General features: G+C 69.5%; 16 protein-coding genes. 8 read left to right on the forward strand and 8 right to left on the reverse strand.

Going from position 1 to position 21,490, the window contains the following annotated elements:
- Window positions 1-79: 79 nt before the first annotated feature.
- The 3 genes from SPI01S_RS12610 to SPI01S_RS12620 are packed head-to-tail and all read right to left on the reverse strand — an operon-like array spanning window position 80 to window position 5,915.
- Window positions 80-1,513, reverse strand: coding sequence for an efflux transporter outer membrane subunit (locus SPI01S_RS12610; protein ID WP_066722963.1), 1,434 nt, complete (start codon window positions 1,511-1,513; stop codon window positions 80-82).
- Window positions 1,513-4,683, reverse strand: coding sequence for an efflux RND transporter permease subunit (locus SPI01S_RS12615; RefSeq protein WP_066722793.1), 3,171 nt, complete (start codon window positions 4,681-4,683; stop codon window positions 1,513-1,515). The genes SPI01S_RS12610 and SPI01S_RS12615 overlap by 1 nt, the downstream gene beginning before the upstream one ends.
- Window positions 4,680-5,915, reverse strand: a complete 1,236-nt coding sequence (locus SPI01S_RS12620) for an efflux RND transporter periplasmic adaptor subunit (protein ID WP_066722796.1) — start codon at window positions 5,913-5,915, stop codon at window positions 4,680-4,682. Before SPI01S_RS12620 ends, SPI01S_RS12615 begins: the two co-directional genes overlap by 4 nt.
- 109 nt (window positions 5,916-6,024) lie before the next feature.
- On the opposite strand from SPI01S_RS12620, the gene SPI01S_RS12625 reads away from it, so the two are divergent.
- Together SPI01S_RS12625 and SPI01S_RS12630 are read left to right on the forward strand one after the other, a co-directional pair.
- Complete coding sequence (locus SPI01S_RS12625) at window positions 6,025-6,702, forward strand: response regulator transcription factor (RefSeq protein WP_066722798.1); 678 nt, start codon at window positions 6,025-6,027, stop codon at window positions 6,700-6,702.
- A 35-nt stretch (window positions 6,703-6,737) separates the two neighbouring features.
- The gene (locus SPI01S_RS12630) at window positions 6,738-8,108 is read left to right on the forward strand and encodes a sensor histidine kinase (RefSeq protein WP_066722801.1); all 1,371 of its coding nucleotides are present in this window, start codon (window positions 6,738-6,740) and stop codon (window positions 8,106-8,108) included.
- On the opposite strand, the gene SPI01S_RS12635 is transcribed toward SPI01S_RS12630, so the two are convergent.
- The 5 genes from SPI01S_RS12635 to SPI01S_RS12655 form a co-directional block, all read right to left on the reverse strand.
- Window positions 8,092-10,482, reverse strand: a complete 2,391-nt coding sequence (locus tag SPI01S_RS12635) for a TonB-dependent receptor (protein ID WP_245653583.1) — start codon at window positions 10,480-10,482, stop codon at window positions 8,092-8,094. The genes SPI01S_RS12630 and SPI01S_RS12635 overlap by 17 nt on opposite strands.
- Window positions 10,433-11,380, reverse strand: a complete 948-nt coding sequence (locus SPI01S_RS12640; RefSeq protein WP_066722804.1) for a FecR family protein — start codon at window positions 11,378-11,380, stop codon at window positions 10,433-10,435. The genes SPI01S_RS12635 and SPI01S_RS12640 overlap by 50 nt, the downstream gene beginning before the upstream one ends.
- The gene (locus SPI01S_RS12645) at window positions 11,370-11,882 is read right to left on the reverse strand and encodes an RNA polymerase sigma factor (protein ID WP_066722969.1); all 513 of its coding nucleotides are present in this window, start codon (window positions 11,880-11,882) and stop codon (window positions 11,370-11,372) included. The genes SPI01S_RS12640 and SPI01S_RS12645 overlap by 11 nt, the downstream gene beginning before the upstream one ends.
- 69 nt (window positions 11,883-11,951) lie before the next feature.
- The gene (locus SPI01S_RS12650) at window positions 11,952-12,755 is read right to left on the reverse strand and encodes a ChbG/HpnK family deacetylase (RefSeq protein WP_066722808.1); all 804 of its coding nucleotides are present in this window, start codon (window positions 12,753-12,755) and stop codon (window positions 11,952-11,954) included.
- On the reverse strand, window positions 12,730-13,593 hold the full coding sequence (locus SPI01S_RS12655) for a glycosyltransferase family 2 protein (RefSeq protein WP_084253446.1): 864 nt from the start codon (window positions 13,591-13,593) through the stop codon (window positions 12,730-12,732). The genes SPI01S_RS12650 and SPI01S_RS12655 overlap by 26 nt, the downstream gene beginning before the upstream one ends.
- A gap of 279 nt (window positions 13,594-13,872) precedes the next feature.
- Between SPI01S_RS12655 and SPI01S_RS12660 the strand changes: the two genes are divergently transcribed.
- From SPI01S_RS12660 to SPI01S_RS12685, 6 genes are all read left to right on the forward strand, one after another.
- On the forward strand, window positions 13,873-15,363 hold the full coding sequence (locus SPI01S_RS12660) for a glycosyltransferase family protein (RefSeq protein WP_245653584.1): 1,491 nt from the start codon (window positions 13,873-13,875) through the stop codon (window positions 15,361-15,363).
- A 62-nt stretch (window positions 15,364-15,425) separates the two neighbouring features.
- Window positions 15,426-16,250, forward strand: a complete 825-nt coding sequence (locus SPI01S_RS12665) for a glutaminyl-peptide cyclotransferase (RefSeq protein ID WP_066722811.1) — start codon at window positions 15,426-15,428, stop codon at window positions 16,248-16,250.
- A gap of 99 nt (window positions 16,251-16,349) precedes the next feature.
- Window positions 16,350-18,395, forward strand: coding sequence for a glycoside hydrolase family 97 protein (locus SPI01S_RS12670; RefSeq protein ID WP_066722815.1), 2,046 nt, complete (start codon window positions 16,350-16,352; stop codon window positions 18,393-18,395).
- A 315-nt stretch (window positions 18,396-18,710) separates the two neighbouring features.
- Window positions 18,711-20,129 carry an amino acid permease gene (locus tag SPI01S_RS12675; protein ID WP_066722818.1) on the forward strand — a complete coding sequence of 473 codons (1,419 nt, stop codon included), beginning with the start codon at window positions 18,711-18,713 and terminating at the stop codon, window positions 20,127-20,129.
- Window positions 20,126-20,992 carry an S-methyl-5'-thioadenosine phosphorylase gene (locus SPI01S_RS12680; protein WP_066722821.1) on the forward strand — a complete coding sequence of 289 codons (867 nt, stop codon included), beginning with the start codon at window positions 20,126-20,128 and terminating at the stop codon, window positions 20,990-20,992. The genes SPI01S_RS12675 and SPI01S_RS12680 overlap by 4 nt, the downstream gene beginning before the upstream one ends.
- On the forward strand, window positions 20,992-21,468 hold the full coding sequence (locus SPI01S_RS12685; protein ID WP_066722824.1) for an FKBP-type peptidyl-prolyl cis-trans isomerase: 477 nt from the start codon (window positions 20,992-20,994) through the stop codon (window positions 21,466-21,468). The genes SPI01S_RS12680 and SPI01S_RS12685 overlap by 1 nt, the downstream gene beginning before the upstream one ends.
- Window positions 21,469-21,490: the final 22 nt, after the last annotated feature.

Consider the following 21,490-nt stretch of genomic DNA (forward strand, 5'->3'; position numbering starts at 1 on the left):
GTCGCGTTCAGCAAGAGGCGCCAGGGTGACCCCGATGGATTCCGGCTTCCGCCGGAATGACGGCTGAGATCGACGAAGCTTAGCGTTCAGCCGCCTGCAAGCCCGCCGGGGTGCTGCCGGAGGCGAGGTACAGCGCGACGCTGTCCGCCAGCCGCGCGCCCTTGGCCTGGACCAGCTGCACCGACGCCTGCGACGCCGCCGAGGCCGCATTGAGCAGCTGGAGCGTGCCGAGCGCGCCCAGCTCCACCTGCCGCCGCGTCATCGCCAGCGTGCGGGCGGCTGCCGCATCGGCGCGCGATGCCGCATCCAGCGCCTCGGCATCGGTGCGCAGCCCGGCGATCGCGTCGTCGACGTCGAGGAACGCCTGGAGCGCCGTCGCGCGGTACTGCGCCTTGGCCTCGTCGAGCGCAGCCTCGGCGGCGCGCTGCTGGTGCTTGAGCTGGCCGGCGTGGAAGATCGGCTGGGTGATGCCGCCGAGGATCGAGAAGAACGGGTTGCCGTCCTGGAACATGTCGAGGAACCGGGTCGCCGATCCGCCGGCATTGCCGCTGAGCGTGATCGACGGCAGCCGCGCGGCGATCGCCGAGCCGACGTCCGCCGCGGCGCCGCGCACCTGCGCCTCGGCCGCGCGCACGTCCGGGCGGCTGGCGACGATGTCCGCCGGCAGCGCGACCGGCAGGCTGGACGGCAGCTGGAGTTCGGCCAGCGCGGGCAACTCGCCGGCGGTGCCCGGCGCCTGGCCGGTCAGCGTCGCGATCAGCCCCGCCTGGTGCTGCGCCTGGCGGAGCAGCGGCGGCAGCGTCGCCTCGATCGTGGCGAGCGCGGTCTGCTGGGCGCTCACGTCGGCCTCGCCGATGTCGCCGAGCGCGCGGCGCTTCTCGAGCAGGGTAACGAGATCGCGATTGTCGCGGATCGCTGCCTGCGTCGCCGCGATCTGCGCCTGCAGCGTCGCGTGCTGGATCACCGCCAGCACCAGATTGGCGACCGCCGTGGCCTGTGCCGCGTGCAGACGGTGCGCCGCCACTTCCGCTGCCGCCCGCGCCGACCGGACCCTGTTGCGGCCCGCGCCGAACAGGTCGAGCGGATAGGCGACGGTCAGCTGCGCGGTGTGCAGCGTGTAGAGATAGTCGTTCTGGTCGGCGAGCGGTCCGGACAGCGCCTTGGATATCCGGGTGCGCTGCGCCTGATAATTCGCGTCGACCTGCGGGCCCTGCCCGCCGCGCGCGGCGCTGGCCAGCGCCTGCGCCTGGCGCAGATTGGCCTCGGCGGCGGCAAGGTCGTTGTTGTGCGCCAGCGTCTGCGCGACCAGCGCGTCGAGCCTGGTGCTGCCGAAGCCGCGCCACCAGTTCGGCACCACGGCCGCGCCGGCGACGAGCTGCTGCGCCGCGCCGCTGCCAGGCGCGATCGGGCCGGGGGTCTGCGCCGGCGGGGCCGGCACCGGGTTGGTGAGGTCGTGCGGGCCCGCCGTGCAGCCGGCGAGCAGGACGAGCGGGATCAGCGAATGCCGGCGCATCATGCCTGCTCCATCGGGGTGCCGTCGGCATGGTGCCGGCGGACAGTGTGGCCATGCGCGCCGCGGTGGCGCGAGAAGGTGAGAATCAGCGGCGGCAGCACCAGCAGGATCAAGAGCGGTGCGAGCGTCATGCCCCCTACCACCACCAGCGCCAGCGGCTTCTGCACCTGGCTGCCGATGCCGTTGGACAGCGCCGCGGGCAGCAGGCCGATCGCGGCGGCGAGGCAGGTCATGATCACCGGGCGCAGCGAATGCTTTACCGTCGCCGCCATCGCGGTCCGGTGGTCCATGTCCTCGTTGACGTTCTGGTTGAACGTGCTGACCACCAGGATCCCGTCCATCACCGCGATGCCGAACAAGGCGACGAAGCCGATCGCGGCGGAGATGCTGAACGCCGTGCCCGTAAGCGCCAGCGCCAGCACGCCGCCCACCATCGCCATCGGGATGACGCTGAACGCGAGCAGCGTGTCCCGGATCGAGCCGAAGTTCGCGAACAGCAATACCAGGATCAGCACCAGGCTGATCGGCACCACCACCTCCAGCCGGTTGACGGCGCTGGTCAGGTTGCCGAGCTCGCCCGCCCATTCGAGGCTGTAGCCCGGCGGCAGATCGACGCTGCGGGCGATACGCGCCTTGGCCTCGTCGATCGCGCCGCCCAGATCGCGCCCGCGCACGCTGAACTTGATCGGCACATAGCGTTCCTGATGCTCGCGATAGATGAACGAGGCGCCCGAGGTCAGGTGCACCTGCGCGACTTCGGACAGCGGCACCTGGATCAGGCCGGTACCGTTCGGCGAGAGCGCGCCGATGGTGATGCGGCGGATCGTCTCGATGTCGCCACGCTGTGCGGCGTTCAGCCGCACCACGATCGGGAAGTGCCGGTCGGTCGATTTCTCGTACAGGTCGCCGCTCGACTGGCCGCCGATCGCCGACGCGACCGTGGCGTTGATGTCGTCCGGCGTCAGCCCGTAGCGCGCGGCGGCCAGACGATCGACGTCGATCCGCACCGTCGGCTGCCCCAGCGAGTCCGAGACGCCCAGATCGGTAATGCCCTTCACCTGCGCCATCTGCGCCTTGATCTGGTTGGCCAGCCGTTCGAGCGTCTCGAGATCGGGACCGTAGATCTTGAGCGAGTTCGCGCTCTTGACTCCCGACGAAGCCTCTTCGACGCCGTCTTCGATATATTGCGAGAATTCGAACTCGACGCCGGGGTAGCGCGCCTGCAGCTTCGCCTGCAGGTCGGCGGTCAACGATTCCTTGGTCACGCCCGCCGGCCATTGCTCGGCCGGCTTGAGCGGCGTGTAGAATTCGGCGTTGAAGACGCCGGTCGGGTCGGTGCCGTCGTCGGGCCGGCCATGGGTGGAGGTAACGCGATCGACCTCCGGATAGCCGGCGATGATCTTGCGGATTCCGTTGACCACCGGCTGCCCGGCCTCGAGCGAGATCGACGGCGGCAGGGTCGCGCGGATGTAGAGATTACCCTCTTCGAGATGCGGCAGGAACTCGACGCCCAGTACCCGCATGGTCGCGACCGCACCGATCACCAGCAGCGCCGCCAGCCCGAAGGTCAGCACCCGGTTGGTGATCGCGAAGGACATCGCCGGCTCCAGCACGCGGCGGATCTGGCGGACCACCCAGGTGTCCACTTCCTTCAGCTTGTCCGGCAGCAGCAGCGCCGAGAGCACCGGCGAGACGGTGAACGCCGCGAGCAGGCCCCCGGCGATGGCATAGGCATAGGTCTTCGCCATCGGGCCGAAGATGTGCCCTTCCACCCCGGTCAGCGTGAACAGCGGCAGGAAGCTGGCGATGATGATCGCGGCGGCGAAGAAGATGCCGCGGCTGACATCGCTGGACGCATGCAGGATCGCCGAGAAGCGGTTCGCCGGGGTGGCGTGGATCCGGCCTTCGGTAATCGCCTGCGATCGGTCCGCCAGCCTTCGGTAGATCGCCTCCACCATGATCACCGCCGCGTCGACGACGAGGCCGAAGTCGAGCGCGCCGAGCGACAGCAGGTTTGCCGATTCGCCCTGGATCACCAGGATCAGCACCGCCACTGACAGCGCGAACGGAATGGTGATCGCCACGATCAGCGCGCTGCGCAGATCGCCCAGGAACAGCCACTGCAGGATGAAGATCAGCAGCACGCCTTCGAGCAGGTTGTGCATCACCGTCTTGGTGGTGACGCCGATCAGGTCCGATCGGTCGTAGATGCGCTCGATCTTCACGCCCGGCGGCAGGATGCCGCTGGTGTTGATCGTCTCGATCTCGGCCTTGACGCGGTTGATCGTCGGCAGCGATTGCGCGCCGCGCTGCATCAGCACGATGCCCATGACGACGTCGTTGTCCTTGCCCTCGCCCGCGATGCCGAGCCGCGGCGGGTTGCCGATCTTCACCTCGCCGACGTCGCGCAGCAGCACCGGCGTGGTGCCGGCGGTGCCGACGAGCACGTTGTTGATCGCCTCGACCGACTGGATCAGCCCCACGCCGCGGACGATCGCCGCCTGCTCGCCGAAATTGACGGTCTGGCCGCCGACGTTCGAATCGCTCTTGCCGATCGCTGCCAGCACCTGCGGCACGGTGACGCCGTGCGCGGTCAGCTTGTCGCGGTCGAGCTGGACTTCGTAGGAGCGCAGCTTGCCGCCCCAGCCGGTCACGTCGATCACGCCGGGGATGCGCTTGAAGCGGCGCTGGAGCACCCAGTCCTGGATGGTCTTGAGGTCCATCACCGAATAGCCGCTGGGGCCGCTCAGCCGGTAGCGATAGATCTCGCCGATCGGGCTGGTCGGCGAGATCAGCGGCTGCGCGTTGTTGGGCAGGGTACCCAGCTGCGACAGGCGCCCGAGCACCATCTGCTGCGCCTGTTCGTGGGTGACGTCATAGCTGAACTGGATGCGCACGTCGGACAGGCCGAACAGCGAGATCGAGCGTACCGCGGTCAGGTGCGGCAGGCCGGCGATCGCCACTTCGATCGGCGTGGTGACGTTGCGCTCCATCTCCTCGGCGGAGACACCGTTGCTCTGCGTCACCAGTTCCACCATCGGCGGCACCGGATCGGGATAGGCCTCGATGTTGAGGTTGAGGAAGCCGAGCACGCCCGCCGCGATCATGCCGATCAGCAGGGTGAGCACCAGCATCCGCTGGCGCAGCGACAGTTCGACCAGGCGGTTCATTCGCCGAGCCCCGCCTCGTTGACGAACAGCGCGCCCTTGGCGACGATCCGGTCGCCGGGCGCGAGGCCGCTGAGCACGCGCGTCAGGCCGCCATCGGTATCGCCGATCTGCACCGGCCGGCCGTAGATCAGGCCGTCTTTCGCCTTCACCCATACGCGGGTGGTGTCGCCCTCATGGATCACCGCCACGGCGGGCACCAACACGCCCTTGCCGCTATCGACCGGGCGGCGGATCGTGAACGATGCGAACATCTGCGGCTTCAGCTCGCCGCCGGGATTGGCGATCGTCGCGCGCACCGGCAGGCGGTGCGTGGCGGGATCGAGGCCGGCGGCGACATTGTCGATCGTCGCGGTGAATTCGCGGCCGGGCAGCGCGGGCGTGGTGACGACCACCTGGTCGCCGACGCGGATGCTCGCCGCCTCGCTCTCGGCCAGCTGCGCGACCAGCCACACGCGGGCCGGGTCGGTAATCGTCATCACCGGCGTCGCGCCGCCGCTGCTCAGGAACTGGCCGGGCGCGACATTGCGATCGGCGATGATGCCGGAAACCGGCGCGCGGTAGATCGTGTAGGCCGAGGTACCGGCGCCTTCGGTCTTGCCGAACAGCGCCAGCCGGTCCTGCGCGGCGCGCTGGGCGGACTCGGCCTGGCGCGCGGCTGACTGGGCGGCGGCGAAATCGGCCTGGGCCTGGAGATACTCCTTCATCGCACCGCCGGCGGTTTCGGTGATCGCCTTCTGGCGGGCGAGGTTGCCCTGCGCGATGCGCAGCGCCTCGACGGCGCTGGCGCGCTGGGCGCCGGCGCTGCGCAAGGCGCCCCGCGCGTCGATCAGCTCGGGCGAGGCGATGCGGAGCAGCGGCTGCCCGCGCGTCACGCGCTGGCCGGGCTCGACCAGCACCTGCAGCACCTGACCGGAAAAGGGCAGCACGATCGGGGTGCTGTGGTCGCCATCGGCCTGAATCGAGCCGCTGGCGCGCACCAGCGCAACATTGGCCCCGCCCTGAACGGTGGCGAACTGGAGCTGCGCCAGCTGCTGCTGGGTGGGACGGAAGGCACCCGGCGGCAGCGGGGTATCGGGGACCGGTCTGGGGGCGAGCATCGCCTTGACGAGCATCACCAGCACCAGGATGGCCACTACCGCGACCACGATCCCGGCCACGAGCATGGCTTGCGAACGCGGTGTCATCCGGCGCGCTTCGGGCAGGCTGTTGCTTTCCACACTATGTCCAGTCACGTCGTACCCCTACCGGGTGAAATATAGCAGACACACATCCGTTGCGGTCGATGCTGCAGCGCGCCATTAGAGGCGTCGGCTGACGGCAAACTTACGGGAAGATGAAATCGTGCGCGTGCTGATGATCGAGGACGACCAGCCGCTCGCGACCGCGCTGACCGAGGCGCTGAAGCGGCGCGGGGTGCAGAGCGACGTCGCCGCCAATCTGGCGGATGGCCGGCAGATGCTGGCCGCAGCCCGCTATGCAGCGCTGTTGCTCGACCTCGGCCTGCCGGACGGGGACGGGCTGGCGCTGATCCGCAGCCTGCGCGCGCAGAGCGATCCGATCCCGGTCATCGCCGTGTCGGCCCGCAGCGCGCTCGACGCGCGGATCGCGGGGCTGAACGCCGGGGCTGACGATTATGTCGTCAAGCCGTTCGACGTCGACGAACTCACCGCCCGGCTGCACGCCGTGCTGCGCCGGCAGGGCGCGCTGGCCGGCGCCGAGCTGTGCTTCGGCAATGTCCGCTTCGATACCGTCTCGGGCGATCTGGTGGTCGGCGAGGCGCCGGTGCTCCTCACCGCCCGCGAGCGCCAGTTCGCCGCGCTGCTGCTCCGCCGCTTCGGCCAGGTGGTGAGCAAGCAGCTTGCCGAGGACCAGCTCTACGGCCTTACCGAGCCGGTCGGGTCGAACGCACTCGAGGTGCAGGCCTATCGCCTTCGCCGCAAGCTGGAGGCGGCGGGCGCGACGCTGCGGATCGAGACCATCCGCGGCGTGGGCTATATGATGCGCGACGCCGCCGCTTGATGGCGGGCCCGCGCGCGTTCGGCTAGACCGGCGGCATGAAGTTCTGGCCGCGCTCGCTGATCGCCCGCATCCTGTTGCTCGAACTGGGCGCGATCGCGATCGCCGCGGTGGCGCTGCCGATGCTGCTCACCTCGTTCCTCCGTACCGAGGCGAACCGGTACGAACGGCGGATCCTGGGCGAGCAGGCGCGCGCGATCGCGCACGGCATCAGCGGCGGCGCCAGCGGCCCCGCGGTTCGGCTCGACCCTACGCTCGCCCATCTCTATGCCTCGCCCTATGACGGGCGCGCCTTCGTCGTCGCGGATGCGGGCGGCCGGACGCTCGCCGCAAGTCCCTATGCCGATCTCGTGCCGTGGCGCGATGCCCCGCGCGCGGCGGCGCAGGCCGCGTTTCGTGCGGGCGCGTTCGTGGGGATCAGCCAGCCGGTGCGGGTCGGCACGCGCCGCGTCTGGGTGATCGTGACGCAGGATCGCACCGGCCCCGGCGCGATCCTCGACGACGTGGTCCACGGCTTCATCCGCCGCTATGATCCGGTGCTTGTCTCGATCCTGCTGTTGCTGCCGCTGATCAACAGCGCGTTGATCGCCCGGCTGTTCTTCGCGGTCCGCGACGCCTCGCGCCAGGCCCAGGCGATCGGCCCCCACAATCTGGACGTGCGGATCGAGGAAGCGGGGCTGCCGCTGGAGGTAGCACCGCTGGCGCATGCGACCAACGATCTGCTGGCGCGGCTGCAGGCAAGCTTCCGCAACCAGTCCGAATTCGTCGCCAATGTCGCGCACGAGCTGCGCACGCCGCTCACCGTGCACCGGGTGGAGCTCGAAGCAGTCGACGATCCCGCCCTCCGCGCGCGGCTGCGCCAGTCGGCTGAACGGCTGGGCCATGTTGTCGCGCAGCTGCAGGACCTCGCCACGCTGGAGGTGATGGCGGACGACCGGTTCGAGACCTTCGACGCCCGGCTGCTCGTGCAGGAGACCGTCGGCCTGCACGCACCGCAGATCCTGGCGGCCGGCGACACGATCGGGGTGGATGCCCCGGCTGCGCCGGTGCTGGTGCGGGGCAATCCGGTGCTCGCGGGCCTGGCCCTCGCCAACCTGGTGACCAATGCCAGCCGGCACACGCCCCCGGGCACCGCGATCGAAATACTGGTGGCGCCGGACGGCGTGATGCTCGTTCGCGACGACGGGCCCGGCATCGCCGCCTCCAATCCGCAGGACGCGACGGAACGCTATTGGCGCGCTGACCACCAGCGCTCGGACGGCGCCGGACTGGGCCTGTCGATCGTCCGCCGCATCATGGAGGTGCACAAGGGCCGGTTGACCGTGCAGAGCCGGCCCGGAGAAGGTACCTGCGTCTCGCTGCGCTTTCCGCTCGCGCCCGGCGCGGGCGGGATCACCAGCCCGTCGTGATGCCGATCCTCAGGTTGCGCGGGCGCAGCGGCGTCATCTGCTCGCGCAGGCTGAGGCTGAACGGGTTGCCGAACGCGAACTGGTTTGCGCGGCGATCGGTGAGATTGCCCAGGGTGACGCTCAGCTCCGCCTTGCCCAGCCGCACCGCCGCAAAGGCGTCGGCGGTCCAGTAGCGGCCCTGGCTCACGTCGAGAAAGTCGCCCGTGCCGAGCACCGAACGGCCGGTATAGTTTACCGAAAGGCCGATCCGCGGCTGCGCGGTCCGCGCCTCCCATGCATAGGATAGCCCCATATGCGCGGCGAAGGGCGGCGTTTCGGGCAATCGCCGGTTGTTGCGCTTGGACAGGTCCGCGATCGGGCCTTCGACGTGATTGTCGGTGAACAGGAACGAGGCCTGGGCGCGCAGGCCCCGCAGCGGCACCCAGTCGAGATTGCCCTCCACCGCCAGGATCTTCGCATCGCCGATATTGGCGGTGTAGGGCTGACCGTGCTGGGTGATCAGATCGGCCTGGACATTCTCCCACCAGGCGGTCGAGATGCTGCCCGATGCCGCCAGGCCGGTCGCCCCGCGCCGCAGCTTGCGCAGCCCCGCCTCCGCGACGGTGATCGCGTCCGACTTGTAATCGGCCACGCGGCCCACCCCCGGCGCGACCGCGATGCCGCCGGTGCGATAGCCGGTCTGGAACCGCGCGAAGAGCGCAAGGTCCGATGCGAGCTGCCAGGAGGCGGCCACCGTGGGGTCCAGGCGCCGCGTCAGCCGCCCCTTCACGAAGTTGGACGGTCGCGCCTGCGCCGAGGGATCGCCGTCGGTACGCGCCACCGAATAGCGGGCGCCCGCGGTAACCGAGAAGCGCCGGCTGAGCGCGAAGGTCGTCTCGCCAAAGGCGGATCCCGCGTTCGTCACGTTGGTGACGCCGACGATGCTCGCGTCGAAACCGGCCTGCGCGACGCTGCGGGTCAGCACGTCGCGGTCGCTTACCAGCGTGAAGCCCACCACCCAGCTGTTCCCGTTCGGCAGCGAGTGCGACAGCCGCGCCTCCTGGCTGAGCAGCAGCTTGTCGTGGTTGGCGCGGTAGATCGTGCGCGGGCTCAGCACGACCCCGCGCGCGCTGCGCAACGTCGCGTCGAACGTCTCGCGCGTTTCATAGCCGGCGACCCCGCTCGCCCAGAGGAAGCGGAGGCCGCTGTCCCAGTTCTTGCTGACGACCAGCCGCCCGAACAACAGCCGGTTGTCGAACGGCTGGGCCAGCAGCGTGCGGCGGACCAGCGCCCCTTCCCGCCGCTCGGCATATTGTCCGTCGGCGGCATCGATCCACTGCCCGGCACCGCTCGCTTCCACCTGCCAGCCCGGCCCCGGCACGACGCGCAGGGCGGCGCGCAGGCCTGCCGTGTTGCTGCGGTTCACGTCCCGGCCCTTGCGGTCCGCATCCTGCAGATAGCCGCCTTCGCGGATCCGGTAGCCCACCAGCCGCACGCCCGCCATGTCCGGCAGCAGCGGCAGGTTCAGCATGCCGGCCAGATCATAGCCGGGTTCCGCACCGCCGGTGGCGGTAATGCCGGCGGTGGCGGCGGTGGCGACATGCTGCAGGTCGACCGGGTTGGAGGTGAGCCGGATCACCCCGCCGATTGCGCCCGATCCGTAGAGCGTGCCCTGCGGCCCCTCCAGCACCTCGACGCTGGCCATGTCGTACAGCCGCAGGCCCGGCTCCGGCCCCGAATAGTTGAGCTGGACGTCGTCGAGATAGACGCTGGTCGGCGCCTGGGTACTGCCGTTGAAGCTGCTGTCGGCGATGCCGCGGATGAACACCTTGTTGCGCCCCGCGCCCAACTGCGTGCTCTGCAGGATCGGCACCTGGTGCGCGGCATCGCTCAGGGTGCCGGTCGCGGCGCCCGGCAGCGCGGTGGAGCCGGCGACCTGGTTGAGGCTGCCCGGATAGCGCAGCAACGTAATCCGCTGCTTGCTGGCGGTGACGACGATGTCCGGGTCCGGCACGGGCGGCGGGGGCGCCGGCCGCGAGGGGGCGGGCGCGGGCCTGCGCGCAGGGCGGACCGCGGCACGCTCGATCCGATAGCCGCCGCCGGCAAGATGGTGCGCGCGATAGCCCGTTCCCTTCAGCAGCTGCTGCAAGGCGGCATCGACGCTGCGCGCATTGCGAACGGCAGGGGTGCGGATCGATCGCAGCCCCGGATCCGTGCTGACGATGTCGGTGCCCGTCAGCCGCGCGAGCTGCCCGATGGCAACGTCCAGCGTGGCGGCGGGAAGGACAATGGCAGGTTGCTGGGCAAGCGCCGGCGTCGCCGGCAGCGCCAGGGCGAGCGCGAGACTAAGGCGCGTTCGGCCCCTGCTCCGCCAGAATCCACTGCCCCCCGTCACGTCGCCACGTTGCCCCGATCAGTTCCGCCAGGCGCGGCACGTCGCGATCGGCGACGCCGGAGAAGTGAACGACACCGGTGAACGGCCTTTCCGAGAGCATCCCGCGCAGGGCAATGTCGGTGCCGTAGAGCCGTTTCAGCGCCCCTGCAACCTCGCCCAGGGGTTGCCCCGCGAAGCTCAGGCGACCGCTGCGCCAGCCGCCTACCAGCGCCGGCGCGATGCGCGTCCGGGCAAGGTCCGCACCATCGTCGCGTGCCGAGAGGGCGTCGCCGGCGCGCAGCGTCACCGCCGAGGCGCCCGGCTGGAACGCCACCGCCCCTTCGGACACGGCGACCCGGACGCGACCGTCGAGATGCGCGACGTTGAACACCGTGCCCAGATCCTGCACCGCGACCCCGCCCACCTTCAGCGTGAAGGCCTTGGCGGCATCGTGGCGGACATGGAACAGCGCCTCGCCACGGTCGAGCGTCGCGACGCGCGGGTCACGGCGGTCCAGCGTCAGTTGCGTCCCGCCGCTCAGTTCGATCTTCGTGCCGTCGTCCAGTGCCACTGCCCGGCGCTCGCCATCGCGGGTGGCGACCTGATAGGTCTGCGCGGCAGGCCGCATCGCCGGCACCAGCGCGAGCGCGACGGCAGCGGCAGCGGCGGCCCCGCCCGTCCACCACAGCCAGCGCCGCGGCGCTGGCCGATTGTCGTTCCCGGCAATCGGCGCGGGTTCGGGGAAGCGGGTCTCGCCGAGGATCCGGTCGGTCGCCGCGACGCGATCATAGGCGTCGGCATGCGCCGGGCTCTCCTCCAGCCAGGCGATGAACGCCGCCCAGTCGGCCTCGTCCGCCTCCGCCAGCCGCAGCTGCCAGGCAATCGCCGTCTCGATCGCGTCTGCCGTCTCAACCTGCACGGTCGGAACCCCTTTCCCTATCGAGACGACGCGCTTCGGCCGAATCCACACCGCCGGAATCGAGCCGCTCCTGAATTTTCCTGTACGCCCGCTGCAACAGCTTCTCGACGCCGCTCACGCTGATGCCGAGCTGCTCGGCGATCGCGCGCTGCGGCTGCGCCTCCAGGCGAAACAGGCGTAGCGCCGTGGCCATGCGTTCGGGCATCTCGCCGATCGCCGCCTCCACCGCCTGCCATTCACGGCGGGCGACCAAAGCCCGTTCGGCATCGGGCACTTCGTCGGCGCCCGGCTGCGCTTCGACCCAGCCGGCGTCGCGACTGCCGCGACGGCCTGCGGCGATCCGCCGGTCGGTCGCGAGATTGGCGGCGATGCGGTAGAGGAAGGCCGCGGGCTGGGCGATCGGCTGCTCCGCCAGCTGGTCGATCCGCAGCCACATGTCCTGCAGCGCGTCCTCGGCGTCGTCGCGATTGCCGAGCCGCGCGACGAGCAGGCGCAGCAACATCGGTCGCTGTGCGAGGAACACCGCCTTCAACCCGTCAGCACCCACCCGAATCCGATCCCCCGACGAGCGTCAGGCCGGAAACGCCAGCCCCTCCGCCACAGCCATGTCGGCGATCGGCAATCGGTGCAAGGCCTTGGCTTCCACTATTCGAGCGGCCGCGATGCCGTCGCCGGCACGCTCGCCCGCGCCGGGATGGCACATCACGAGGTGCATCGGCCCTGGGCGACGCAGGAAGCGCGGGAACAGCGCGGCATAGTCGCCGCGGAAATCATAATGGCCGGCAAAGCCCTGGTTCGTCCGCAGCCCGAGCGCGGCCGCAGCGGCGCGCAGGCCGCGACTGTGCCACGCGCTGCCGATCGCCTTGCCGGTGAACGGGCGCGACAGCATCGCCGCCGTGCCGTCGGTGCAGTCGCGCACCCAGGCCCCCGGGGCACGCGCCGCCGTCTCGGCCAGCACGAGATCGCGGATGCCGGGCAGCACATGGACATGCTGGTGCCCGTCGACAAAGGCGGGCGGGCGCCGCAGCGCCGAGAAGAAGGCGTCGAACTGCGCCGAGATCTCGGTCGCCACTTCGTCGAGCGGCACGGTCCAGCGGGCCGCCGTCCGCGCCAGCGGATCGACCCTGGGCATGCGGCCGCCCGGTGCGAAGCGCGGCATGGCGGTGCGCGGTGCCTCCTCGGTCAGCGTCAGGTGCAGCCCGATTTCGACATGCGGCGGCAGATCCGCGAGCATTCGCGCGTCCTCCGCCCAGCCCGGCATCACCGCCATGCAGCTGATCGCGTTGATCTTGCCGGCCCGGGCCAGGGTGACGACGGCAGCGCTGATCGCCGGCGAATAGGCGAAATCGTCAGAGCAGAGAATGAGACGGGACAAGCACCGGTCCTTCGAGATGCTGATACTGGCGCTCGCGCATGCGATTGCTGAGCAGGCGGCGGCGCTGCAGGCGGCGCGCGAGGAAGGTGTAGAAGAACCAGTCCCCGGCGATCGGCGCCGCGGCCGAATAGAGCAAGCGTTCGAAGAGCGTCCAGCGGATCGAATCCCGGTCCCGCTCGCGCGGCGACGGCATGCACCACATCGCATCCGAATAGCCCATGCGGCCCTTGCGCATCACGCGGTGGATCACCTCGTGGTCCTCGAGCACGAAATTCCAGCGCGCCGCGTCGAAGCCGCCCGCCGCCCGCAGGCTGCGCGTGCAGAAGGCCATGCCGGCGCCGCCGGCATGGCATTGCCGGGGCAGCAGCCGCGCCGCCGCGAGGAAGCGCCGCGCCTCCAGCAGGCGGCCCGCCTCGCCGGTCTCGGGCGCGATGAAATAGGCCCCGGCGACGACATGGCCCGGCTGCGACAGGATCGCTTCGGCCGCTTCCAGATAATGGCTCGGGTACACCGTATCCGCATCGCAGGTCGCCACCCAGCGCGTCCGCACCCAGGCGAGCCCGGCCCGCAGCGCCGCGACCTTGCCCGGGGTGCGCTCGGTGATCAGCAGATAGTCGAGCCGGTGCTTCCGGCATGCCGCCTCGGCCACCGCCGCGCTGCCATCGGTCGAGCCATTGTCGACCAGCACCAGCGTGAAGCCGGTGGCCTGGCGGGCAAGGCTTTCGATCGTCGCGGGAAGATAGTCGCGCTCGTTGAAGAACGGGATCAGCACCGTCCAGGCAAGGCCGGAGCCCTGCGGCGCGCCGTCAAACGGGTCCTTCGAAAGATCCAGAAACATCGCTGCGATCACCCCATCGATTCGATCGGGCGCAGGAGACCGCTGCCAGAATCAGCACGCAGCCAACGAATTGGCGCCGGCTGATCCCTGGCTGACCAGTACTTCCCCACCCGATCGAAAGACGACGCCTTGGCGGCCGATCCACACCGCATCCGGATAAAAATTTCGAAATTCTTAATCGGGGGTCGCATGACGATATGGCGGCAACGATTCCGCACCGGCTTGCACAAAAATATCGCGCATGACTCAGCGGGTGGCCGCGACTAGTTGGTCCTCCCCGTGAAGCATTGGACCCCCGTTCTGCCCGCGCGCGATGCGCGATCGTGGCGGCAGCCAGTCTACGCGCTGCTGCTGTTCGCGGTCGTGGCGGTGGCCCTGCGCCTGCACGATTTCGGCAACCCGGTGATCCATGTCGACGAGCAATATTACCTGCTCGTCGGCGACCGGATGCTGCACGGCGCGGTACCTTATGTCGATTTCTGGGATCGCAAGCCGCCGGGGCTGTTCCTGCTGTTCGCAGCGATGCGCCTGCTGCCGGGCAACGGCATCCTCGCCTATCAGCTGGCCGCAACGCTGTTCGCGGCGCTCACCGCGGGCCTGATCGCGCTGTCTGCGCGTCGGGTGGGCGCGCGGACGATCGGGGCAGCGGCGGCGGGCTGCGCCTATCTGCTGTGGCTCGGCTATTTGAGCGGGCGCGGCGGGCAGTCGCCGGTCTTCTACAACCTGTTCATGGCGGGGGCCGGCTGGCTGACACTGCGGCTGCCGGCGCTGGCAGTCGTGCGGGACAGGCGCGCCATCGTGCTGCACGGCACCGCCGCCTGCCTGCTCGCGGGGCTCGCGATCCAGACCAAGTACACGCCGGTGGTGGAAGGCACGTTCTTCGGCCTCGCCCATTGCTGGTACCTGCACCGCGCCGGCGCCAGGCTGCCGCTGCTCGGCGCCGCGGCGGCGCTGTGGGCGCTGCTCGGCCTTGCGCCGACGCTGGCCGCCATCGCCTGGTACCATGCGCAGGGCCCGGCGGCGTTCGCCGGCTTCTGGTTCTCCAACTTCGCCTCGGTGGCGCTGCGGCGCGGCTATCCGACCGCGAAGATCGCCGGCCGGCTGGCGGGTACGGCCGCGCAGCTTTCCCCCTTTTTCGTCGCGGCGGCACGCAGCTGGCGCCGGCAGCCGACGGCGCGGCGGGCCGAGCTGCAGGTCGCGCTCGGCTGGCTTGCCGCCGCGCTGATCGGCTTCGCGATGATCGGCGCCTTTTTCGACCATTATGCGCTGCCGCTGCTGGTGCCGTTCGCCATCGTCGCCGCGCCCGCGCTGGGGCGCTCGCGCCGGCTGCTCGGGGCGAGCGCTGCAGCGGCGGCGATCCTGTTCGCCGTGCACTGGCAGACCGAACCCGACGATCGCGCCACCGCCAGCGCCGCCACCCGGATCCTCGCCGCCCATGCCGACAAGGGCTGCCCCTATGTCTTCGCCGGCGATGCGGTGCTGTACCTGCTCGCCCATGCCTGCGTGCCGACCGCCTATGCCTTCCCTTCCACTCTCGCCTATGAGGCCGAGCAGGGGGCCACCGGCATCGACGAAGCCGCCGAGGTCCGCCGCATCATGGCCCGTCGCCCGCCCGTGGTGGTGACCATGGACCCGCCGCTCGCCCCCTGGAACCCCCAGAGCCTGGCGGTGATGACGCCGCGGCTCGCCCGCGACTATCGCCTGGCACTCACCGCCCCGCGTGAGGAGAGCCATCTCCTCGTCTATGTCCGCCGCGAGCTGGCGCGCTAGGGGTTTACACGGAGCCCCGGCTTCGGCTTGGGTAGCCCGACGTAGAAGCGATGAGGGTTCCGATGAAGCGCATCCTGTTGGTGGTCTTGGCCGCGATCGTGCTGGTCGGAGGCGCCGCCTTCGCCTTCACCCGCATCAAGCCGAGCGGCATTCCCGTGGTCCGCGCGGTCGCCGTCGCCACGCTGCCGCACGATAGCGGCGCCTTCACCGAAGGCCTCTTCTTCGAGAAGGGGGCGATGTACGAAAGCACCGGCCAGATCGGCGAGTCGGTGATCCGCAAGCTCGATCCCGCCACCGGCAAGGTGCAGCAGGAAACCTCGCTCCCCGCCCCCTATTTCGGCGAGGGCATCGTCGCCTGGGGCGACAAGCTGTTCCAGCTGACCTGGCAGGACAAGACCGGCTTCATCTACGGCCTCGACAAGTTCGAACCGCGCGGCACCTTCTCCTATACCGGGGAGGGCTGGAGCCTGACGCGGAACGACAAGGGCATCATCATGAGCGACGGCACGCCGGTGCTGCGCTTCCTCGATCCGAACACGATGCAGGTCACCGCGACGCTGCGGGTGACGGCCAATGGCTGCCCGGTCGCCAATCTCAACGAGCTGGAATGGGTCGACGGGCAGATCTACGCGAACATCTGGCAGACCAACCTGATCGCCAAGATCGATCCCGCCACCGGCAAGGTCACCGGCTTTCTCGACGTGAGCGACCTGGGGCCGAAGGACCGCGGCACCGACAATGTCGCCAACGGCATCGCCTATGATGCGCCGAGCAAGCGGCTGTTCGTCACCGGCAAGCGCTGGCCGCAGCTCTACCAGGTCAAGGAAGGCGACGCCGTCGCCAAATCGGCCGAGGCGGCGAAGCTGACCAGCTGCAGCCAGAACTAAGAATACGAATGCAATGGCGGCGGGCGGATTGCACGCCCCGCCGCCCGCTCTACTCCCGGATGCCGGAAGCCCGATGGGCGACAACGATCCTGGGAGAGAATGATGTTGCGAACCCTGGCCGCGCTCGGCGCGCTCGCGCTGGCCGCCCCTGCCATCGCGCAGACCGCCCCCGCCCCGAAATCAGCTACCATCACGTCGCCTGACGGACACCTCCAGGTCACCGTCGCCACCGACAATGACGGCCGCCCCTTCTACACCGTCGCCCGCGACGGCAAGCCACTCGTCAACCCGTCGATGCTCGGCTTCCTGTTCACCGACGCCCCCAAGCTCCAGCGCAATTTCCGCATCGAGGGCAGCAGCACCTCGGCCAGCGACACCAGCTGGGAGCAGCCCTGGGGCGAGTGGAAGACGATCCGCGACAACCACAGGGAACTGCGCGTCCGCCTGAAGGAGACCACCGCGCTCGGCCGGGTGATGGAGCTGGTGTTCCGCGTCTTCGACGACGGCGTCGGCTTCCGCTACGAACTGCCCGGCCAGCCCAACCTCAAGACCGCGCACATCCTCGACGAGATGACCGAATTCTCGATCGCCGAGGATGGCGAGGCATGGTGGATCCCCGGCTCCGAATGGAATCGCGACGAGTATCTCTACAACCGCACGCCCCTCTCCAGCGTGCCGCTCGCCCACACCCCGCTGACGATGAAGCTGGCCGACGGCACCCATGTCGCCATCCATGAAGCGGCGCTGGTCGACTATGCGGGCACCTGGCTGCAGCGCGTCGAGGGCACCCGCTTCAAGACCGTGCTGATCCCCGGCGCCGGTGCCGCCAAGGTCACCCGCGACGCGCCGTTCGTCACCCCTTGGCGGACGATGATCATCGCGAAGGACGCCCCCGGGCTCTACATGTCGCACCTCGAGCTGAACCTGAACGAACCCAACAAGCTGGGCGACGTGAGCTACTTCAAGCCGAGCAAATATGTCGGCGTGTGGTGGGAGATGCACATCGACAAGTCGGGATGGGGCTCGAAGCCGGTGCACGGCGCCACCACCGCCAACGTCCAGCGTCATATCGATTTCGCAGCGAAATACGGATTCTCCGGCGTGCTGGTGGAAGGCTGGAACGTCGGCTGGGACACCGCCTGGTTCGGCGACGGCAAGGGCTTCGACTTCGACAGGCCGACGCCGGATTTCGACGCGAAGCTGCTGGCCGACTATGCCAAGAAAAAGGGCGTCGCGCTGATCGGCCATAACGAGACCGGCGGATCGATGAGCCATTACGAAAGCCAGCTCGAACGCGCGATGACGTTCGCGCACGATCACGGCGAGCATGTCGTGAAGACGGGCTATGTCGCCGATGCCGGCCAGATCGAGCGGGTAGGCCCCAATGGCGAACCGATGCGCGAATGGCATGACGGGCAGTTCTCGGCCAACCACCATCTCCGCGTGCTGGAGATGGCGCATCGCTACCAGGTCGCGATCGACGCGCACGAGCCGATCAAGGACACGGGTCTCCGCCGCACCTATCCCAACTGGGTGAGCCGCGAAGGCGCGCGCGGCATGGAATACAACGCCTGGGGCGAGCCGAAGAACCTGCCCAACCACGAATCCAACCTGTTCTTCACCCGCATGCTCGCCGGGCCGATGGACTTCACCCCGGGCGTGCTCAGCCTCACCGGCAAGGGCGGCACGCCGCTGCTGTCGACCGAGGCGAAGCAGCTGGCGCTGTACGTGGTGCTCTATTCGCCGGTGCAGATGGCGGCGGACCTGCCGGAGAATTACGAGAAGCACCTCGCCGCCTTCCAGTTCATCCACGACGTCGCGGTCGACTGGGACGAGACGCGGGTGCTGAACGGCGCGGTCGGGGAATATGTGACCGTCGCCCGCAAGGCGCGCGGCGGCAGCGACTGGTTCCTGGGCGCGGTCGGCGACGACGAGCCGCGGTCGCTGACGGTGCAGCTGTCGTTCCTCGATACGGGCAAGCGCTACGAGGCGCAGGTCTACCGCGACGGCGACGATGCGGACTATCGCACCGAGAAGCGCCATTCGATCGTGGTCGAGAAGCGCGCGGTGACCGCGGGCGACACGCTGACGGTAAAGCTCGCCCCCGGCGGCGGCCAGGCGATCCGGTTCAGGCTGGTGAAGTAGGGGCGCCCGCCTCTGACTCTTTGGCGGAACCGCCACAGTCGGGGTGGGCGGGAATACCATGATGCATGGATAGGAACGCATCGCTCCCCACCAGGGTCATCCCGGCGAAAGCCGGGATCCATTGGGGTCTATGGATCGGCTCTTGCTATACCAACTGGCGAATGGGTCCCGGCTTTCGCCGGGATGACGAGAGATACAGAAGCTACGTCCGTTTCCGCGAACTTTGGTACAAGATCAGGCGCAGCCCTTCCCCTGCCCTTGCCCCCTCCCCGCGCCGCGCTATCACCGGCGCGCCAAGAACATAGGGGAGGATCCATGGCCAGTCTGTTCCGTCTCAAACCCATCCATGCCGCGGCGGACCAGCCGCACGGGCACCAGCTCGCGCGCACACTCAGCTGGTATCACCTCGTAGCACTCGGGGTCGGCGCGATCGTCGGCACCGGCATCCTCACCCTGATCGGCGTCGGCGCGGATCGTGCGGGGCCGGCGGTGATCCTCTCCTTCGTCGTCGCGGGTGCGATCTGCGCCTGCGCCGCGCTCGCCTATGCCGAGCTGGCGACGAGCATCCCCGCCTCGGGCAGTGCCTATACCTACAGCTATGTGGCGCTGGGCGAGATCGTCGCCTGGGTCGTCGGCTGGAGCCTGCTCGCCGAATACACCCTGGTCGTCGCCACCGTTGCGGTCGGCTGGTCGGGCTATGCGACGCCCTTCCTGCTCGGCCTCGGCGTGCCGCCCGAACTCACCCATGGCCCGCAGATGGCCGCCGGCCACATCGCCGCCTGGGGCGTCAACGTCCCCGCGCTGTTCGTCGTCTGGCTGGTCGCCGGGCTTCTGATTGTCGGCACCCGCGAGAGCGCGACGCTCAACGCGATCCTCGTCGTCGTGAAGCTGATCGCGCTCGCCGTGTTCGTCGCGGTCGCCCTGCCCACTTTCGATGCCGCCAATTTCGATCCCTTCGCCCCGTTCGGCTATGCCAAGCATGCCAGCGGCGGGGTGGAGCGCGGGATGATGGCCGCCGCCGCGATCATCTTCTTCGCCTTTTACGGCTTCGACGCGATCTCCACCGCCGCCGAGGAAGCCAAGAACCCCGGCCGCGACCTCGCAATCGGCATCGTCGGGTCGATGGTCGCCTGTGTCGCCATCTACATGATCGTCGCGCTCACCGCGGTCGGCGCGCTCCATTACACCCGCTTTGCCGACAGCCCCGAGCCGCTGGCGCTGATCCTGCGCGAGATCGGCCAGCCCGGCGTCGCCAAGTTCCTGGCGCTCAGCGCGATCGTCGCGCTGCCCACGGTGATCCTCGGCTTCCTGTTCGGCCAGAGCCGTATCTTCTTCGTGATGGCGCGCGACGGCCTGCTGCCCAAGAGCCTCGCCAAGGTCTCGCGCCGCGGCTCGCCGGTGCGGATCACGCTGTTTACCGCGGGCATCGTCAGCTTCTTCGCGGCCTTCCTGCCGATCGACGAGATCGCAGCCCTCGCCAACGCCGGCACGCTTACCGCCTTTGCGGCCGTGGGCCTCTGCCTGCTGGTGCTGCGCCGCCGCGCCCCCGAGATGGTCCGCCCGTTCCGCACCCCGGCGGCGTGGGTGGTCGGCCTCGGCGCGATCTTCGGCTGCCTGTATCTGTTCCTCAGCCTGCCGACCAAGACGCAACTCTGGTTCGGCGGCTGGAACCTCTTGGGTCTCGTCGTCTATTTCGCCTATGCCCGCCGCAACGCAGCAAAGGGTGACGCATGAGCGGTTGGACGATCGGAATCATCGGCGGTTCGGGCCTCTACGATGTCGAGGGCATCGAGGGCGGCGAATGGGTGGAGGTGGCGAGCCCCTGGGGCCAGCCGTCGGACGCCTGCTTCGTCGGCCATGTCGGTCCTGTGAAGGTGGTGTTCCTGCCGCGCCACGGCCGCGGCCACCGCATCAGCCCCTCGGACCTCAACGTGCGCGCCAATATCGACGTGCTGAAGCGGCTGGGCGTCACCGACGTGCTCGCCGTCTCCTCGGTGGGCTCGTTGGCGGAGGAGCGTGCGCCCGGCACCTTCACCATCGCCGACCAGTTCATCGATCGCACCAAGGGCCGGCCCTCCAGCTTTTTTGGCACCGGCATGGTCGCGCATGTCTCGGTGGCCGATCCGGTCTGCCCGCGCCTTTCCGCGCTGGCGGCAGAGGCGGCACAGGCGGCGGGTGCCGTCACCCATGTCGGCGGCACCTATCTGGCGATGGAAGGCCCGCAATTCTCGACCCGCGCCGAGAGCAACCTCTATCGCAGCTGGGGCTGCGACATCATCGGCATGACCGCGATGCCCGAGGCCAAGCTCGCCCGCGAGGCCGAGCTTCCCTATGCGCTGGTCGGCATGGTGACGGACTATGACTGCTGGCGCGAAGACGAGGAGGCAGTCGACGTCGCGCAGGTGATCGCCCAGCTCTCCAGCAATGCCGAGAAGGCGCGAAAGATGGTGATGCACCTGCTGCGCGCCCTGCCGGCGGAGCGCGAGGCTTCGCCGATCGACACCTGCCTCGACACCGCGCTGATCACCGCGCCCTCGGCGCGCGATCCGGAGCTGCTGGCGAAGCTCGACGCCGTTGCCGGCCGGGTGCTCGGCTGATGGCGCGCATGCTTCTCGCAGCCGCCGCGCTGCTGCTCGCTGCTCCCGCCATGGCGCAGGAAGCCGCGGTCGATCGCTCGCAGGATCTCGCATGGCAGAGCGCGCAGTCGCTGGCCCTTGCCAGCCGCGGCTCGGCCCAGGGCTGGCGACAGCTCGACGGCGGCCTGCGCTGGCGCCGGGTAAAGGGGGATGGCTCGGGCGCGCACCCCGCTGTCACCGACATGGTCACGCTCCACTATGCCGGCAGCTTCGTCGACGGGACCGAGTTCGACAGTTCCTATGATGGCCCGCCCGCCCGGTTCCCGCTCGATCGGCTGATCCGCGCCTGGCAGGTCGCGGTGCCGCTGATGGGCGTGGGCGACACGATCGAGATCGCGGTGCCCGCCGAGCTCGGCTACGGCTTCCGCGGCAAGGGCCCGATCCCGGGCGGCGCGACGCTGCTCTTCAAGATCGAGCTGCTGGGCATCGGCGGCTAAAGGCGTGCGGGTCGCGCGCGGC

The organism is Sphingomonas pituitosa NBRC 102491, from assembly GCF_001598435.1.
Classification (GTDB): Bacteria; Pseudomonadota; Alphaproteobacteria; order Sphingomonadales; family Sphingomonadaceae; genus Sphingomonas; species Sphingomonas pituitosa.

Bases quoted from the DNA above. Each gene is read 5' to 3' on its own strand.
- SPI01S_RS12685 (WP_066722824.1), top strand. From the start codon at position 20,992: ATGGCGCGCATGCTTCTCGCAGCCGCCGCGCTGCTGCTCGCTGCTCCC.
- SPI01S_RS12615 (WP_066722793.1), bottom strand. From the start codon at position 4,683: ATGAACCGCCTGGTCGAACTGTCGCTGCGCCAGCGGATGCTGGTGCTC.
- SPI01S_RS12675 (WP_066722818.1), top strand. From the start codon at position 18,711: ATGGCCAGTCTGTTCCGTCTCAAACCCATCCATGCCGCGGCGGACCAG.
- SPI01S_RS12670 (WP_066722815.1), top strand. From the start codon at position 16,350: ATGATGTTGCGAACCCTGGCCGCGCTCGGCGCGCTCGCGCTGGCCGCC.
- SPI01S_RS12645 (WP_066722969.1), bottom strand. From the start codon at position 11,882: ATGTTGCTGCGCCTGCTCGTCGCGCGGCTCGGCAATCGCGACGACGCC.
- SPI01S_RS12680 (WP_066722821.1), top strand. From the start codon at position 20,126: ATGAGCGGTTGGACGATCGGAATCATCGGCGGTTCGGGCCTCTACGAT.
- SPI01S_RS12655 (WP_084253446.1), bottom strand. From the start codon at position 13,593: ATGTTTCTGGATCTTTCGAAGGACCCGTTTGACGGCGCGCCGCAGGGC.
- SPI01S_RS12630 (WP_066722801.1), top strand. From the start codon at position 6,738: ATGAAGTTCTGGCCGCGCTCGCTGATCGCCCGCATCCTGTTGCTCGAA.
- SPI01S_RS12665 (WP_066722811.1), top strand. From the start codon at position 15,426: ATGAAGCGCATCCTGTTGGTGGTCTTGGCCGCGATCGTGCTGGTCGGA.
- SPI01S_RS12610 (WP_066722963.1), bottom strand. From the start codon at position 1,513: ATGCGCCGGCATTCGCTGATCCCGCTCGTCCTGCTCGCCGGCTGCACG.